Annotated in this window: 15 protein-coding genes and 1 riboswitch; of the genes, 9 read left to right on the top strand and 6 right to left on the bottom strand. The window is 57.6% G+C overall.

Annotation, left to right across the window (positions count from 1 at the left end):
* Nucleotides 1-424: 424 nt before the first annotated feature.
* Together purH and purD are read left to right on the top strand one after the other, a co-directional pair.
* Nucleotides 425-2,014 carry a bifunctional phosphoribosylaminoimidazolecarboxamide formyltransferase/IMP cyclohydrolase gene (purH, locus tag ACTJJA_RS23375; RefSeq protein WP_440669314.1) on the top strand — a complete coding sequence of 530 codons (1,590 nt, stop codon included), beginning with the start codon at nt 425-427 and terminating at the stop codon, nt 2,012-2,014.
* A 15-nt stretch (nt 2,015-2,029) separates the two neighbouring features.
* Complete coding sequence (purD, locus tag ACTJJA_RS23370) at nt 2,030-3,322, top strand: phosphoribosylamine--glycine ligase (RefSeq protein ID WP_440669313.1); 1,293 nt, start codon at nt 2,030-2,032, stop codon at nt 3,320-3,322.
* A 41-nt stretch (nt 3,323-3,363) separates the two neighbouring features.
* On the opposite strand, the gene ACTJJA_RS23365 is transcribed toward purD, so the two are convergent.
* The 6 genes from ACTJJA_RS23365 to nudC all read right to left on the bottom strand — a co-directional run bounded on the left by ACTJJA_RS23365 (nt 3,364) and on the right by nudC (nt 7,716).
* Nucleotides 3,364-4,056 carry a DUF1481 domain-containing protein gene (locus tag ACTJJA_RS23365; RefSeq protein WP_010425913.1) on the bottom strand — a complete coding sequence of 231 codons (693 nt, stop codon included), beginning with the start codon at nt 4,054-4,056 and terminating at the stop codon, nt 3,364-3,366.
* Between the two features lie 11 nt (nt 4,057-4,067).
* On the bottom strand, nt 4,068-4,340 hold the full coding sequence (gene hupA / locus ACTJJA_RS23360) for a nucleoid-associated protein HU-alpha (RefSeq protein WP_002445246.1): 273 nt from the start codon (nt 4,338-4,340) through the stop codon (nt 4,068-4,070).
* A 186-nt stretch (nt 4,341-4,526) separates the two neighbouring features.
* Nucleotides 4,527-5,117 (bottom strand): YjaG family protein, encoded by a 591-nt coding sequence (locus ACTJJA_RS23355; protein ID WP_003862310.1) that lies wholly within the window; start codon nt 5,115-5,117, stop codon nt 4,527-4,529.
* A gap of 41 nt (nt 5,118-5,158) precedes the next feature.
* On the bottom strand, nt 5,159-5,830 hold the full coding sequence (gene nfi, locus ACTJJA_RS23350; RefSeq protein ID WP_010425928.1) for a deoxyribonuclease V: 672 nt from the start codon (nt 5,828-5,830) through the stop codon (nt 5,159-5,161).
* A 9-nt stretch (nt 5,831-5,839) separates the two neighbouring features.
* Nucleotides 5,840-6,904: a uroporphyrinogen decarboxylase gene (gene hemE / locus ACTJJA_RS23345; RefSeq protein WP_010425930.1), complete on the bottom strand. Its 1,065-nt coding sequence runs from the start codon at nt 6,902-6,904 to the stop codon at nt 5,840-5,842.
* A gap of 38 nt (nt 6,905-6,942) precedes the next feature.
* On the bottom strand, nt 6,943-7,716 hold the full coding sequence (nudC, locus tag ACTJJA_RS23340) for an NAD(+) diphosphatase (protein ID WP_042715996.1): 774 nt from the start codon (nt 7,714-7,716) through the stop codon (nt 6,943-6,945).
* A gap of 95 nt (nt 7,717-7,811) precedes the next feature.
* Between nudC and rsd the strand changes: the two genes are divergently transcribed.
* The 7 genes from rsd to thiH all read left to right on the top strand — a co-directional run bounded on the left by rsd (nt 7,812) and on the right by thiH (nt 13,916).
* Nucleotides 7,812-8,309: a sigma D regulator gene (rsd, locus tag ACTJJA_RS23335; protein ID WP_440669312.1), complete on the top strand. Its 498-nt coding sequence runs from the start codon at nt 7,812-7,814 to the stop codon at nt 8,307-8,309.
* Nucleotides 8,310-8,363: 54 nt separating this feature from the next.
* A riboswitch (TPP riboswitch) is annotated at nt 8,364-8,473 on the top strand.
* 78 nt (nt 8,474-8,551) lie between these two features.
* Entirely contained in the window at nt 8,552-10,447 is a 1,896-nt protein-coding gene (gene thiC / locus ACTJJA_RS23330) for a phosphomethylpyrimidine synthase ThiC (protein ID WP_440669311.1), read from the top strand.
* Nucleotides 10,447-11,082, top strand: a complete 636-nt coding sequence (gene thiE / locus ACTJJA_RS23325; protein WP_440669310.1) for a thiamine phosphate synthase — start codon at nt 10,447-10,449, stop codon at nt 11,080-11,082. Before thiC ends, thiE begins: the two co-directional genes overlap by 1 nt.
* Nucleotides 11,075-11,830 carry a thiazole biosynthesis adenylyltransferase ThiF gene (gene thiF, locus ACTJJA_RS23320; RefSeq protein ID WP_440669309.1) on the top strand — a complete coding sequence of 252 codons (756 nt, stop codon included), beginning with the start codon at nt 11,075-11,077 and terminating at the stop codon, nt 11,828-11,830. Before thiE ends, thiF begins: the two co-directional genes overlap by 8 nt.
* On the top strand, nt 11,814-12,014 hold the full coding sequence (thiS, locus tag ACTJJA_RS23315) for a sulfur carrier protein ThiS (RefSeq protein ID WP_010425940.1): 201 nt from the start codon (nt 11,814-11,816) through the stop codon (nt 12,012-12,014). The genes thiF and thiS overlap by 17 nt, the downstream gene beginning before the upstream one ends.
* Before the next feature lies 1 nt (nt 12,015).
* Nucleotides 12,016-12,783 (top strand): thiazole synthase, encoded by a 768-nt coding sequence (gene thiG, locus ACTJJA_RS23310; protein WP_440669308.1) that lies wholly within the window; start codon nt 12,016-12,018, stop codon nt 12,781-12,783.
* On the top strand, nt 12,783-13,916 hold the full coding sequence (gene thiH / locus ACTJJA_RS23305) for a 2-iminoacetate synthase ThiH (RefSeq protein ID WP_440669307.1): 1,134 nt from the start codon (nt 12,783-12,785) through the stop codon (nt 13,914-13,916). The genes thiG and thiH overlap by 1 nt, the downstream gene beginning before the upstream one ends.
* Nucleotides 13,917-13,996: the final 80 nt, after the last annotated feature.

The following is a 13,996-nucleotide window of genomic DNA, read 5'->3' as shown; positions in this document are numbered from 1 at the left end:
TAAAGAGCAGTGCAACGCGGCTTTCGCTCACCGTTGCGAGGTGGCGTATATTACGCTTTCCTCTTTCAGAGTCAACCCGTTATTTCAGGATTTTTTCTCTTCAACCGACCCGGTTGTTTGTGAAGTGATTCACATCTGCCGTGTCGATGGAGGCGCATTATAGGGAGTTCTCCGCAGGCCGCAACCGCTAAATGACAGAAAAATGACTGACTGCTGCATTACACAGCAAAACCCCGCCTTATACCTTTTTACACACAGACTTATCCACAATGATACGAAAAGTGAAAATGTGCGAGCGTTGCGCAAACGTTTTCGTTAAAATGCTCGCGCTTAACAAGGATGCCCCGTCAGGTGTGTTAGATGAGTTTTTCGCAGGAAAATTCATCTAACGCTCTCTGTAATCGTGAAATCCAGGGGATTTACCATGCAACAACGTCGTCCAGTCCGCCGCGCTCTGCTCAGTGTTTCTGATAAAGCCGGTATCGTCGAATTCGCTCAGGCACTTTCTGCACGTGGCGTAGAGCTGCTTTCTACAGGCGGTACCGCTCGCCTGTTAGCAGATAAAGGTCTGCCGGTAACCGAAGTGTCCGATTACACCGGTTTCCCGGAAATGATGGATGGACGCGTCAAAACCCTGCATCCAAAAGTCCACGGCGGCATTCTTGGTCGTCGCGGCCAGGACGACGCCATTATGGAAAAGCATAACATCGCGCCAATCGACATGGTGGTTGTTAACCTTTACCCCTTTGCCCAGACCGTTGCCCGCGAAGGCTGTTCTCTGGAAGATGCCGTAGAGAATATCGATATCGGCGGCCCAACCATGGTGCGCTCCGCGGCCAAGAACCATAAAGATGTGGCCATCGTCGTAAAGAGCAGCGATTACGAAACCATTATTAATGAGATGGATGCCAACGAAGGGTCACTGACGCTTGAAACGCGTTTCGACCTCGCCATCAAAGCCTTCGAACACACCGCCGCGTACGACAGCATGATCGCCAACTACTTCGGTAGCCTGGTACCGGCTTACCACGGTGAAAGCAAAGATCCTTCTGGCCGCTTCCCGCGCACCCTGAACCTGAACTTCATTAAGAAGCAGGATATGCGCTACGGCGAGAACAGCCACCAGCAGGCTGCCTTCTATATAGAAGAAGAGGTAAAAGAAGCCTCTGTCGCTACCGCCCAGCAGGTACAGGGTAAAGCGCTCTCCTATAACAACATTGCCGATACCGACGCCGCGCTGGAGTGCGTGAAAGAGTTCAGCGAGCCAGCCTGCGTTATCGTTAAGCACGCCAACCCATGCGGCGTCGCGGTAAGCACCTCTATTCTGGATGCTTACGATCGTGCCTACAAAACCGACCCGACCTCCGCATTCGGCGGCATTATCGCCTTCAACCGCGAGCTGGATGCTGAAACCGCACAGGCCATCATCTCCCGTCAGTTCGTTGAAGTGATCATCGCGCCATCCGCATCCGAAGAAGCGCTGAAAATCACCGCGGCGAAACAGAACGTACGCGTACTGGTTTGCGGCCAGTGGGCAGAACGTGTGCCGGGCCTGGACTTCAAGCGCGTGAACGGCGGTCTGCTGGTTCAGGACCGCGATCTGGGTATGGTGACAGAAGCCGACCTGCGCGTGGTGACCAAACGTCAGCCGAGTGAACAGGAACTGCGTGACGCGCTGTTCTGCTGGAAGGTCGCGAAGTTCGTGAAATCCAACGCCATCGTCTACGCCAAAGAGAACATGACCATCGGGATAGGTGCTGGCCAGATGAGCCGCGTCTACTCCGCGAAAATCGCCGGGATTAAAGCAGGCGACGAAGGTCTGGAAGTGAAAGGTTCCGCCATGGCGTCTGACGCCTTCTTCCCGTTCCGTGACGGTATCGACGCGGCAGCCGCTGTAGGGATCACCTGCGTGATCCAGCCTGGCGGCTCAATCCGCGACGACGAAGTGATTGCCGCCGCCGACGAACACGGCATCGCGATGATCTTCACCGATATACGCCACTTCCGTCATTAATTCCCGGAGCTGAAAATGAAAGTATTAGTCATTGGTAACGGCGGGCGCGAGCACGCTCTGGCGTGGAAAGCGGCGCAGTCTCCGCTCGTGAAAACGGTCTTCGTGGCGCCGGGCAACGCCGGTACCGCACTGGAACCCGCGCTGCAGAATGTGGCTATCGGCGTGACTGACATTCCGGCGCTGCTGAGCTTTGCCCAGAACGAGAAAATCGATCTGACGATTGTGGGCCCGGAAGCGCCGCTAGTGATTGGCGTCGTTGATGCGTTCCGCGCGGCGGGCCTGAAAATCTTCGGCCCAACGGAAGGTGCTGCACAGCTGGAAGGCTCCAAAGCCTTCACCAAAGATTTCCTCGCGCGTCATAACATCCCAACGGCGGAATATCAGAACTTCACCGAAGTGGAGCCAGCCCTGGCCTATTTACGTGAAAAAGGTGCGCCGATTGTTATCAAGGCCGACGGCCTGGCCGCCGGTAAAGGCGTTATCGTCGCGATGACCCTCGAAGAAGCAGAAGCCGCGGTTCAGGATATGCTGGCGGGCAACGCTTTCGGCGATGCGGGCCACCGCATCGTAATCGAAGAGTTCCTCGACGGTGAAGAGGCCAGCTTTATCGTGATGGTCGATGGCGAGCACGTTCTGCCGATGGCCACCAGCCAGGACCACAAGCGCGTGGGCAACGGCGATTCCGGCCCGAATACCGGCGGAATGGGCGCTTACTCCCCTGCTCCGGTAGTGACTGACGAAGTCCACCAGCGCACGATGGATCGCATCATCTGGCCAACCGTGAAAGGAATGGCGGCAGAAGGCAATACCTACACCGGTTTCCTCTATGCGGGTCTGATGATCGACAAGCAGGGTAACCCTAAGGTTATCGAATTTAACTGCCGCTTTGGCGATCCGGAAACGCAGCCCATCATGCTGCGCATGAAATCCGATCTGGTGGATCTGTGTCTGGCGGCCTGCGAAGGCAAGCTCGACGAGAAAACCTCAGAGTGGGATGAGCGCGCTTCTCTGGGCGTGGTGATTGCTGCGGGTGGTTACCCTGGCAACTACAACACCGGTGATGAGATCCACGGTCTGCCGCTGGAAGAGATTGACGGTGCGAAGGTGTTTCATGCCGGTACGAAGCTGGCCGACGACGATCGCGTCCTCACCAACGGTGGACGCGTGCTGTGTGCAACCGCGCTGGGTCATACCGTGGCAGAAGCGCAGAAACGCGCCTATGCGCTGATGGCGGATATTCACTGGAACGGCAGCTTTAGCCGTCAGGATATCGGTTATCGCGCGATTGCACGCGAGCAGGGCGAGTAATTCACACCCTAACCCTCTCCCAAAGGGAGAGGGGATTTACGTCAGAAACTCTTCTCTGTCGGCTGCCAGGTACAGAAGTCTTCGTTCGCCACCAGCAGCAGCTGAGAGCCTTCCGGCGCTTCCAGCCACGCCACACTCACTTCCATTGATGAATGACGCTGACGGCGTTGAATGTGCTCGGTCGCCCAGGATTCGAGCTCAGGCTTGACCGTCTGCCCTTCACAGGTTGTCACCGTCCCATCGGCATGCCAGCGCCCCTGGCGCAGCACAACGCGTCCCAGACGAAGCGCATCGCTGGTCTGGCGGATTTGTTCAGCGCGATAGCGGTAGAGGGCGATTTGATCGCTGGAAAGCTGCTGTTTTTGACCGCTGACTTCACGCTGCATAAAGCTCAGCTCGCCATGGTCGTCAAAACGCACTTTCACGTGTTCGGGGGTCTTGCTGTAGATATTCAGTTCAATCAGCGACAGGTCATCTCCCTGCCAGCGATATTCCGCCGTCGATGTATTGCCGTTATGCCACGGGCTGAAGGCAGAAAGCAGATGCACTTCGCCGCCGGAATCTTTGCGCCAGATCCTGACCGCGCCCTGGTTGTCCGCGTAACCGCTGGCGGTAAACGGAGGGAGGGAGGAATCGTGGCTACAGGCTGACAGCAACAGCACGCCTGCCAGCGCGAGCGTTCCACGCCAGAATGACAAAAGGGGCGTTGCCGCCCCTTCGTTAAAACTGTTCACTGCCACGCGTCTTACTTAACTGCGTCTTTCAGTGCTTTACCAGAAACAAATGCCGGCACGTTAGCTGCGGCGATTTTGATTTCTTTACCGGTCTGCGGGTTGCGGCCAGTACGCTCAGCGCGGTGGTTCACTTTGAAGGTACCGAAACCAACCAGTTGTACAGCATCGCCTTCTTTCAGAGACTCAGTAATAGCAGCCAGGGTAGATTCCAGAGCAGCTTTAGCCTGCACTTTAGACAGATCAGCCTTGTCCGCAATTACATCAATCAGTTGAGTCTTGTTCATAAGTTATCCTTTCAATGTGTTTATCGCTTGCTAAGCATCGAGTGCGACGAAAATGCCAAAAAAGCACTCTCCTGCATACACGCACCGATAGCCACTTTTTTTCGCCCCCCAAATGTAGACCAGACGGGGGGCAGAAGGGAAGAGTCGAGGAGCGACAAAACAGGCGTTAAATCACGTTTTGTTGTCTCATTGGTTAAAAATTATACCAATATTGCTCTCACCGGCCTCACGTAAGTCCGCGCGCAGCCCTTTTATCAGCTCGATATCGCGTTCTTCGCACTCTGCCAGCAGGCGGAAAATTTCCCACTGGATGTCCCATTCCTGTTCAACCGCCGGGTTGGCACGCAGCTCTTCGTCGGTCATTTCGCGACCTTCCTGAGTCATTTCGAGCATCGCGACGGTCGTAATGGACGCTTTACTGACTTCGATGGCGTGCTCCAGCGTTTCACCACTCAGGCGGGAGTGGATCAGCTCACTTAACGCCACGCAGGCATCAATGGCCGGGTAGACACCGTACAGGTCAAAATCATCCGCAGCGGGGATCGCCTCTTCCAGCTTTTCCAGCTGGGAGTCAAAATTCACCTTCGCGTCTTTTACCGTCAGCGTTTCCCAGATTAAATCCAGGATACGACGATAAATCTGGCCTTCGCCAAACGCCGTCTGCTTGCAGAACGCGGCATAGTTGGGATACATGCGCTCGCACAGGCAAGCCATAAACGTCACGTGCTGCCAGCTTTCCAGCTTCTCAAGGCGCAGATGAATCGGGTTTTGTAACATGATGATGTCTCGAATCGAAAATTAGCCGCAGTTTACCTGAATCACGGCTGAATTTCCTGCCAACGAATGAATGCCGGACGCGAGGAGGCGACAGCATCTGCCCAGCGCGTCGGCTCCGGTAAGCGGTAGCCCTTCATGCAGCGCTGTACCCACGCCAGGGCGCTGTCCATGCTCACCCGGTGACCGGTGGCGATAAAGAGCGGGTTACAACGCGCCTTGCTGCGCCAGACCCACGCTAACTGCTCACCTTTATGGATAAGCGGCGCCAGCGCGCCCGGCTCGGCGGAGAGTGGTTCAAACGCGCCGCACAGGCGTTTCTTGGCGACGCCGATGGTCGGCACATCCACCAGCAGCCCAAAGTGGCTGGCAACACCTAAACGGCGCGGGTGTGAAATACCGTGTCCATCAACAAACAGCAGGTCAGGTTTTTGCGAGAGTTGCTCCCACGCAGCCAGCAGCGCGGGATATTCGCGAAAGGAGAGAAAGCCCGGAATGTACGGCATGGTGGTCGCGATACGCGCCACCTTGTACTCCACCAGCTCAAGCGAAGGGTATTTTAGTACCACCATCGCTGCTCGCGTCACTTCCCCACCCTGCTCGAATCCGACGTCCGCTCCGCCAATGTACTGCGGAGGATCCTTATCCAGACGATCCTCGCGGATCACCGATGAAGCCAGTTCGATTTGTTGAGCGCGTAGCGACGCGAGATCCATAACTACTCCTTACTTATGATACTGGGCAGAAAGCCGATGCACCGCCTCCACAAATACGCCAGCGTGTTCTGGCGGCACATCCTGATGAATGCCGTGGCCGAGGTTAAAGACGTGGCCTTCACCCTGGCCGAAACCAGACAGTATAGTCGACACTTCTTCTTCAATGCGGGCTGGCTGAGCATAGAGCATGGACGGATCCATATTACCCTGCAGCGCCACTTTGTCGCCCACGCGACGGCGCGCATCGGCGATATCGGTGGTCCAGTCGAGGCCCAGCGCGTCACAGCCGGTCGCCGCCATCGCTTCCAGCCACTGACCGCCACCTTTGGTGAACAGCGTCACCGGCACGCGGCGGCCTTCATTTTCCCGCAGCAGGCCGTCGACGATTTTGTGCATGTAATACAGGGAGAACTGCTGATAATCGCGTCCGGTCAGCACGCCGCCCCAGGTATCGAAAATCATCACCGACTGCGCACCGGCTTTAATCTGCGCGTTCAGATAGAGTGTGACGCTCTTCGCCAGCTTGTCGAGCAGCGCATGCAGCGCCAGCGGCTCGGCGTACATCATCTTTTTAATCATGGTGAAGGCTTTGCTGCTGCCCCCTTCCACCATATAGGTCGCCAGCGTCCACGGGCTGCCGGAGAAGCCAATCAGCGGCACTTCACCTTTCAGTTCGCGGCGGATGGTGCGTACGGCGTTCATCACATAGCCCAGCTCGCCTTCCGGATCGGGGATAGGCAGCTTATCCACGTCGGCTTTGCTTTTGATTGGGGAGGTGAAACGCGGACCTTCACCGGTTTCGAAATACAGGCCAAGGCCCATTGCATCTGGAATGGTCAGAATATCCGAGAAGAGGATCGCAGCATCCAGCGGGAAGCGGCGCAGCGGCTGGAGCGTGACTTCGCAGGCCAGCTCGGCGTTTTTGCACAGCGACATAAAATCGCCCGCCTGCGCGCGCGTGGCTTTGTACTCTGGCAGATAGCGTCCCGCCTGGCGCATCATCCACACCGGGGTGACATCAACGGGCTGGCGCAGCAGCGCACGCAGATAACGATCGTTCTTCAGTTCGGTCATTTTTGCAGTTCCTTAAGCGTCATGGCCTCAGTGTAACACTACTCATACTCGGCCCGACACATCGCCACGGTATCTTCTATCAGCCGACGCGCCACGGTGCCCGGCGGAGGCAACAGCGGTAAATCGTCATAGCGATACCAGTTCGCTTCCAGCAGCTCTTTCTGATCGATAACGATCTCGCCGCTATCGTATTCCGCCATAAATGCGGTCATCAGCGACATCGGGAACGGCCAGGGCTGGGAGGTGACGTAGCGCAGGTTCTTCACCTTAATACTGCTCTCTTCCATCACCTCGCGCGCCACCGCCTGCTCCAGCGTTTCGCCTACTTCGACGAACCCGGCCAGCACGGTGTGAATGCCGTTGCGATGACGAGTATGCTGCGCCAGCAGGATGGAATCCTCCCGACGGATAGCGACGATAATGCAGGGTGCAATCTGAGGATAGTAGCGCTCGCGGCAGTGGCTGCAGAGCATCGCCCACTCGGTTTTGCTCGGGTGCATGGTATGACCGCAGTAGCCGCAGTATTTATGCGAGCGGTAAAACTCCGCCAGCTGCACGCCGCGCCCCGCCAGCTGGAACAGCCCGACATCCTGATCCAGCACCTGCCGCACAGACCCCATATCCTGGCGACGCGCTTGTTGGATCAACCACACCGGCTCGCCCTGCCACTCGCCGATCCACAGCGCGGTTTGTCCTACAAGATCGAACGTTTCCGCCGTGCCATGGGGGATTTCCCCGGCGGGCAGCCATAATTTTTGTTCGTGACTGACGATCCACCAACCCAGATCTGATTTTTCAATAATACGATCCATATCTATTGCACTACCTTCGCTTCACTGACATGTTGTTAGCATTGTGGTTACATTTTGGATAAGCAGATTCAATCCTAAACCTTGCGGAGTCGACCATGTTAAACCAGCTAGAAAGCCTGACTGAGCGCGTTAGAGGAAGTAACAAACTGGTGGATCGCTGGCTGCATGTGCGCAAGCATCTACTCGTGGCTTATTACAATCTGGTCGGTATTAAGCCTGGCAAAGAATCGTTTATGCGGCTGAATGAAAAAGCGCTGGATGATTTTTGCCAGAGCCTGGTCGACTACCTGTCCGACGGCCATTTCAATATTTATGAACGCATTATCCGCGAAATGGAAGGGACAACACCGTATTTAGCGGCCAGCAAACTCTATCCGCTGCTGGAAGCCAACACCCAGCAGATCATGGATTACTACGATTCCACACTCGAGAACGCCATCGATCACGATAACTATCTTGAGTTTCAGCAGGCGCTGTCCGATCTCGGTGAAGCGCTGGAGGAGCGATTCACGCTGGAAGATAAGCTGATCGCCCTCGTGCTGGACAATGACGTGAATACCAGCGATGAAGAGAACGTCGCGCGCCCTGCTTGAGTTCTTAATCGTTAACGAGTAATTTACAACCATTCGCCCCTCTCACGAGGGGGATTTTTCTTGTCGGAGTGCCCAGTGTGAAAGCACGGGCTGAGACCGTTAATTCGGGATCCGCGGAACCTGATCAGGCTAATACCTGCGAAGGGAACAAGAGTCACACAGCTGTTGTATCGCCTGAGGGCGATCCTCTCTTGCTTCATCCGTCGTCTGACAAGCCATGTCCTTCACTTTTGGAATGAGCTATGTCTACTGCAAAACTGACCCGCCGCGAACAGCGCGCACAGGCCCAACACTTCATCGACACCCTGGAAGGCACTGCTTTCCCGAACTCTAAACGTATCTACATTTCCGGCTCGCAGGCCGATATTCGCGTCCCGATGCGTGAGATCCAGCTCAGCCCGACGCTTATCGGCGGCAGCAAAGAGAATCCGCAGTTTGAAGACAACGAAGCCGTGCCGGTATACGACACCTCTGGCCCGTATGGCGATCCCGATGTTGCAATTAACGTCCAGCAGGGTCTGGCAAAGCTGCGCCAGCCGTGGATTGACGCGCGTAACGACTGCGAAGAACTGAGCGTGCGTAGCTCTGCGTACACCAAAGCACGCCTGGCCGACGACGGTCTGGACGAACTGCGCTTTACCGGCCTGCTGACGCCAAAACGTGCTAAAGCGGGAAAATGCGTGACCCAGTTGCACTACGCACGCCAGGGCATCGTCACGCCGGAGATGGAGTTCATCGCCATCCGCGAAAACATGGGTCGCGAGCGCATCCGTAGCGAAATACTGCGCTACCAGCATCCGGGTGAAGGCTTTGGCGCTCGTCTGCCGGAGAACATCACGCCGGAATTTGTGCGTGACGAAGTGGCGGCCGGTCGCGCCATTATCCCCGCCAACATTAACCACCCGGAATCCGAGCCGATGATTATTGGCCGCAACTTCCTGGTGAAGGTCAACGCTAACATCGGTAACTCAGCCGTTACCTCTTCCATCGAAGAAGAGGTGGAAAAGCTGGTCTGGTCCACGCGCTGGGGTGCGGACACGGTAATGGACCTCTCCACCGGCCGCTATATTCACGAAACCCGCGAATGGATCCTGCGTAACAGCCCGGTACCGATTGGCACCGTCCCAATTTATCAGGCGCTGGAAAAGGTCAACGGCATTGCCGAAGACCTCACCTGGGAAGCCTTCCGCGACACGCTGCTGGAGCAGGCGGAACAGGGCGTGGACTACTTCACCATTCACGCGGGCGTGCTGCTGCGCTACGTGCCGATGACGGCGAAACGTCTGACCGGCATCGTCTCGCGAGGCGGTTCCATCATGGCGAAGTGGTGCCTGTCCCATCATCAGGAAAACTTCCTCTACGAACACTTCCGCGAGATCTGTGAGATCTGCGCCGCATACGACGTGTCGCTGTCGCTGGGCGACGGCCTGCGTCCTGGATCTATTCGCGACGCGAATGACGAAGCGCAGTTTGCCGAACTGCACACGCTGGGCGAGCTGACCAAAATCGCCTGGGAGTATGACGTGCAGGTGATGATTGAAGGCCCGGGCCACGTGCCGATGCAGATGATCCGCCGCAACATGACCGAAGAGCTGGAGCACTGCCACGAAGCGCCGTTCTACACGCTGGGGCCACTGACAACCGACATCGCGCCGGGCTATGACCACTTCACGTCAGGAATTGGGGCGGCGATGATCGGTTGGTTCGGCTGCGCCATGCTCTGCTACGTGACGCCGAAAGAGCACCTCGGCCTGCCTAACAAAGAGGACGTTAAGCAGGGGCTGATCACCTACAAAATTGCCGCCCACGCGGCGGATTTGGCGAAAGGCCACCCGGGCGCGCAAATCCGCGATAACGCCATGTCGAAGGCTCGCTTTGAATTCCGCTGGGAAGATCAGTTCAACCTGGCGCTGGATCCGTTCACCGCGCGCGCCTATCACGATGAGACCCTGCCGCAGGAGTCGGGCAAAGTCGCGCACTTCTGCTCTATGTGCGGGCCAAAATTCTGCTCAATGAAAATCAGCCAGGAGGTGCGCGACTACGCCGCCGCGCAAACCATTGAAGTGGGTATGGCGGATATGTCAGAAACCTTCCGCGCCAAAGGCGGCGAAATCTACCTCAAAAAAGAGGAGGCGTAATGTACCAGCCCGATTTTCCCCCGGTGCCCTTCCGCTTAGGGCTTTATCCGGTGGTGGACAGCGTGGAGTGGATAGAGCGCCTGCTGAAGGCTGGCGTTCGCACTCTCCAGCTGCGCATCAAAGATAAACGCGATGACGAGGTGGAGGCCGATGTGGTTACCGCCGTCGCGCTTGGACGTCGACATAACGCCCGCCTGTTTATCAACGACTACTGGCGGCTGGCCGTTAAACACCGGGCGTATGGCGTGCATCTGGGTCAGGAGGACCTGGAAACAACGGATCTGAGCGCTATCCGTGAAGCCGGGCTACGCCTTGGCGTTTCAACGCATGATGACATGGAGATCGACGTGGCGCTGGCGGCCCGTCCCTCTTACATCGCGCTGGGTCACGTCTTCCCGACGCAAACCAAGCAGATGCCCTCCGCACCGCAGGGGCTGACGCAACTGGCGAGTCATGTTAAACGTCTGGCGGACTACCCCACCGTCGCCATCGGCGGGATCAGTCTTGAACGTGCCCCGGCGGTGCTGGATACCGGCGTCGGCAGTATCGCCGTCGTCAGCGCCATCACCCAGGCTGCTGACTGGCAGGCCGCAACCGCACAGCTGCTACAGCTGGCAGGAGCAGGCGATGAATGATCGTGATTTTATGCGCTACAGCCGTCAGATCCTGCTGGAAGATATCGCCATCGACGGGCAGCAAAAACTGCTCGCCAGCCGGGTGCTGATTGTCGGTCTGGGCGGCTTAGGCGCGCCCGCCGCGCTTTATCTGGCGGGTGCGGGCGTCGGCACGCTGGTGCTGGCCGACGACGACGAGGTACATCTCAGCAACCTGCAGCGGCAAATTCTTTTCACCACGGAAGATATCGACCAGCCTAAAGCGCAGATCACCCGGCAGCGGCTGAACCAGCTTAACCCGGACATTGAGCTGATTGCCCTGCAGGAGCGGCTCGGTGGTGAACGCCTGCAGCGTGAAGTTGCCCTTGCCGACGTGGTGCTGGACTGCACGGACAATATGGCGACGCGTCAGGCGATTAACGCCGTCTGTGTGGCACATAACACGCCGCTTATCACCGCCAGCGCGGTCGGTTTCGGGGGACAGATGATGGTCCTGACGCCTCCGTGGGCGCAGGGCTGCTATCGCTGCCTGTGGCCGGACGATGCCGAGCCAGAGCGTAACTGCCGCACCGCAGGCATTCTCGGTCCAGTCGTTGGTGTGATGGGCACGCTGCAGGCACTGGAAGCCATCAAGCTGCTCAGCGGCATGGAGACGGAACGTAATACGCTGCGGCTGTTTGATGCGCGCTCAAGCGGCTGGCGTCACCTGGCCTTGCACCGCGCCAGCCGCTGCCCGGTATGCGGAGGCCGCGATGCGCATTCTGTTTAACGATGAGCCAATGAAGTGCGATGACGGACTTACCGTTGCCGTGCTGCTCGAAAGGCTACGCCAGCTCAAGCCGGGAACGGCGCTGGCGCTCAATCAACAGATCCTGCCGCGCGAGCAGTGGGAACATCAGCAGGTCAATGAAGGCGACCAGATCCTGCTGTTTCAGGTCATCGCAGGGGGCTGAAATGTTACGTATTGCCGATAAAGTTTTTGATTCGCATCTGTTTACAGGAACCGGAAAATTCGCCTCGCCGCAGCTGATGGTGGATGCCATCCGTGAAAGCGGCAGCCAGCTGGTGACGCTGGCGATGAAGCGCGTGGATCTTCGCCAGCATAACGATGCCATTCTTGCGCCTTTACTGGAGGCAGACGTTACGCTTTTACCGAATACCTCCGGTGCGAAAACAGCCGAAGAGGCGATTTTCGCCGCACAGCTGGCGCGTGAAGCGCTCGGCACCCGCTGGCTGAAGCTGGAAATTCACCCGGATGCGCGCTGGCTACTGCCCGACCCGATTGAAACGCTGAAAGCAGCAGAAAAGCTGGTGCAACAGGGATTTATCGTCCTGCCTTACTGCGGCGCCGATCCTGTCCTGTGTAAACGGCTGGAAGAGGTCGGCTGTGCCGCCGTCATGCCGCTGGGCGCTCCCATTGGTTCTAATCAGGGGCTGGAGACGCGCGCGATGCTGGAGATCATCATTGAACAGGCCACCGTGCCCGTGGTCGTGGATGCGGGCATTGGCGTGCCCAGCCATGCCGCGCAGGCGCTGGAGATGGGTGCCGACGCGGTTCTGGTGAACACGGCAATTGCGGTGGCTGACGATCCCGTCACGATGGCGCGCGCGTTTCGCCTGGCGGTGGAGTCAGGTTTGCTGGCACGGCAGTCTGGCCCTGGCTCCCGCAGTTTTCAGGCGCAGGCCACCAGCCCGCTGACCGGTTTCCTGGAGGCGCTCTGATGACCACGTTTACCGATCGCTGGCGGCAGATCCACTGGGACGATATTGCCCTGCGCATCAACAGCAAAACGGCTGCGGATGTCGAGCGTGCGTTAAACGCGCGTCATCCGACCCGCGAAGACATGATGGCCCTGCTTTCACCGGCGGCCAGCGCCTTCCTTGAGCCGATGGCGCAGCGCGCGCAGCGGCTCACCCGCCAGCGCTTTGGCAACACGGTGAGCTTCTACGTACCGCTCTACCTCTCAAACCTGTGCGCCAACGACTGCACCTACTGCGGCTTCTCCATGAGCAACCGCATTAAGCGTAAAACGCTCGATGAAGGTGAGATTGCGCGCGAGTGTGCGGCCATTCGTGAAATGGGATTTGAGCATCTTCTGCTGGTCACGGGCGAACATCAGGGGAAGGTGGGAATGGACTATTTCCGTCAGCATCTTCCGGCTATTCGCCGTGAGTTTGCATCGTTGCAGATGGAAGTGCAGCCCCTGTCGCAGGACGAGTACGCAGAACTGAAAACGCTTGGGCTGGACGGGGTCATGGTCTACCAGGAAACCTACCACGAGGCGACGTATGCCCGGCATCACCTGAAGGGGAAAAAGCAGGACTTTTTCTTCCGGCTGGAAACGCCGGACAGGCTGGGGCGCGCCGGGATCGACAAAATCGGCCTCGGCGCACTGACGGGGCTTTCAGACAACTGGCGAGTGGATAACTATATGGTGGCGGAACATCTGCTGTGGCTCCAGCAGCATTACTGGCAGAGTCGCTACTCCATCTCTTTCCCCAGATTGCGTCCGTGTACAGGCGGCGTCGAACCGGCCTCGGTGATGGATGAGCGCCAGCTGGTACAAACTATCTGCGCGTTTCGCCTGCTCGCCCCGGACGTTGAATTATCGCTCTCAACGCGCGAGTCCCCGGCGTTTCGCGATCGCGTTATTCCGCTTGCGATTAACAACGTCAGCGCGTTTTCCAAAACGCAGCCGGGTGGTTACGCCGACGATCGTCCGGAGCTGGAGCAGTTTGCGCCACACGATGCACGACGTCCGGAAGCCGTCGCTGAAGCGCTGATCGCCCAAGGGCTTCAGCCTGTCTGGAAAGACTGGGACAGCTGGCTGGGACGCGCCTCGCAATTACGTTGAAATGTGCTGCAACTACGTAAAAAAATGACGAGGCGTCTTCTGAGATAAACACCGGGCAGTTGTGAACAAGTGCCCGGTTT

The organism is Enterobacter sp. 22452, from assembly GCF_052045065.1.
In the GTDB taxonomy this organism is placed as follows: Bacteria; Pseudomonadota; Gammaproteobacteria; order Enterobacterales; family Enterobacteriaceae; genus Enterobacter; species Enterobacter mori.
The sequence above is the reverse complement of the archived record's forward strand: the minus strand, read 5'-3'. Positions and strand labels throughout refer to the sequence as shown.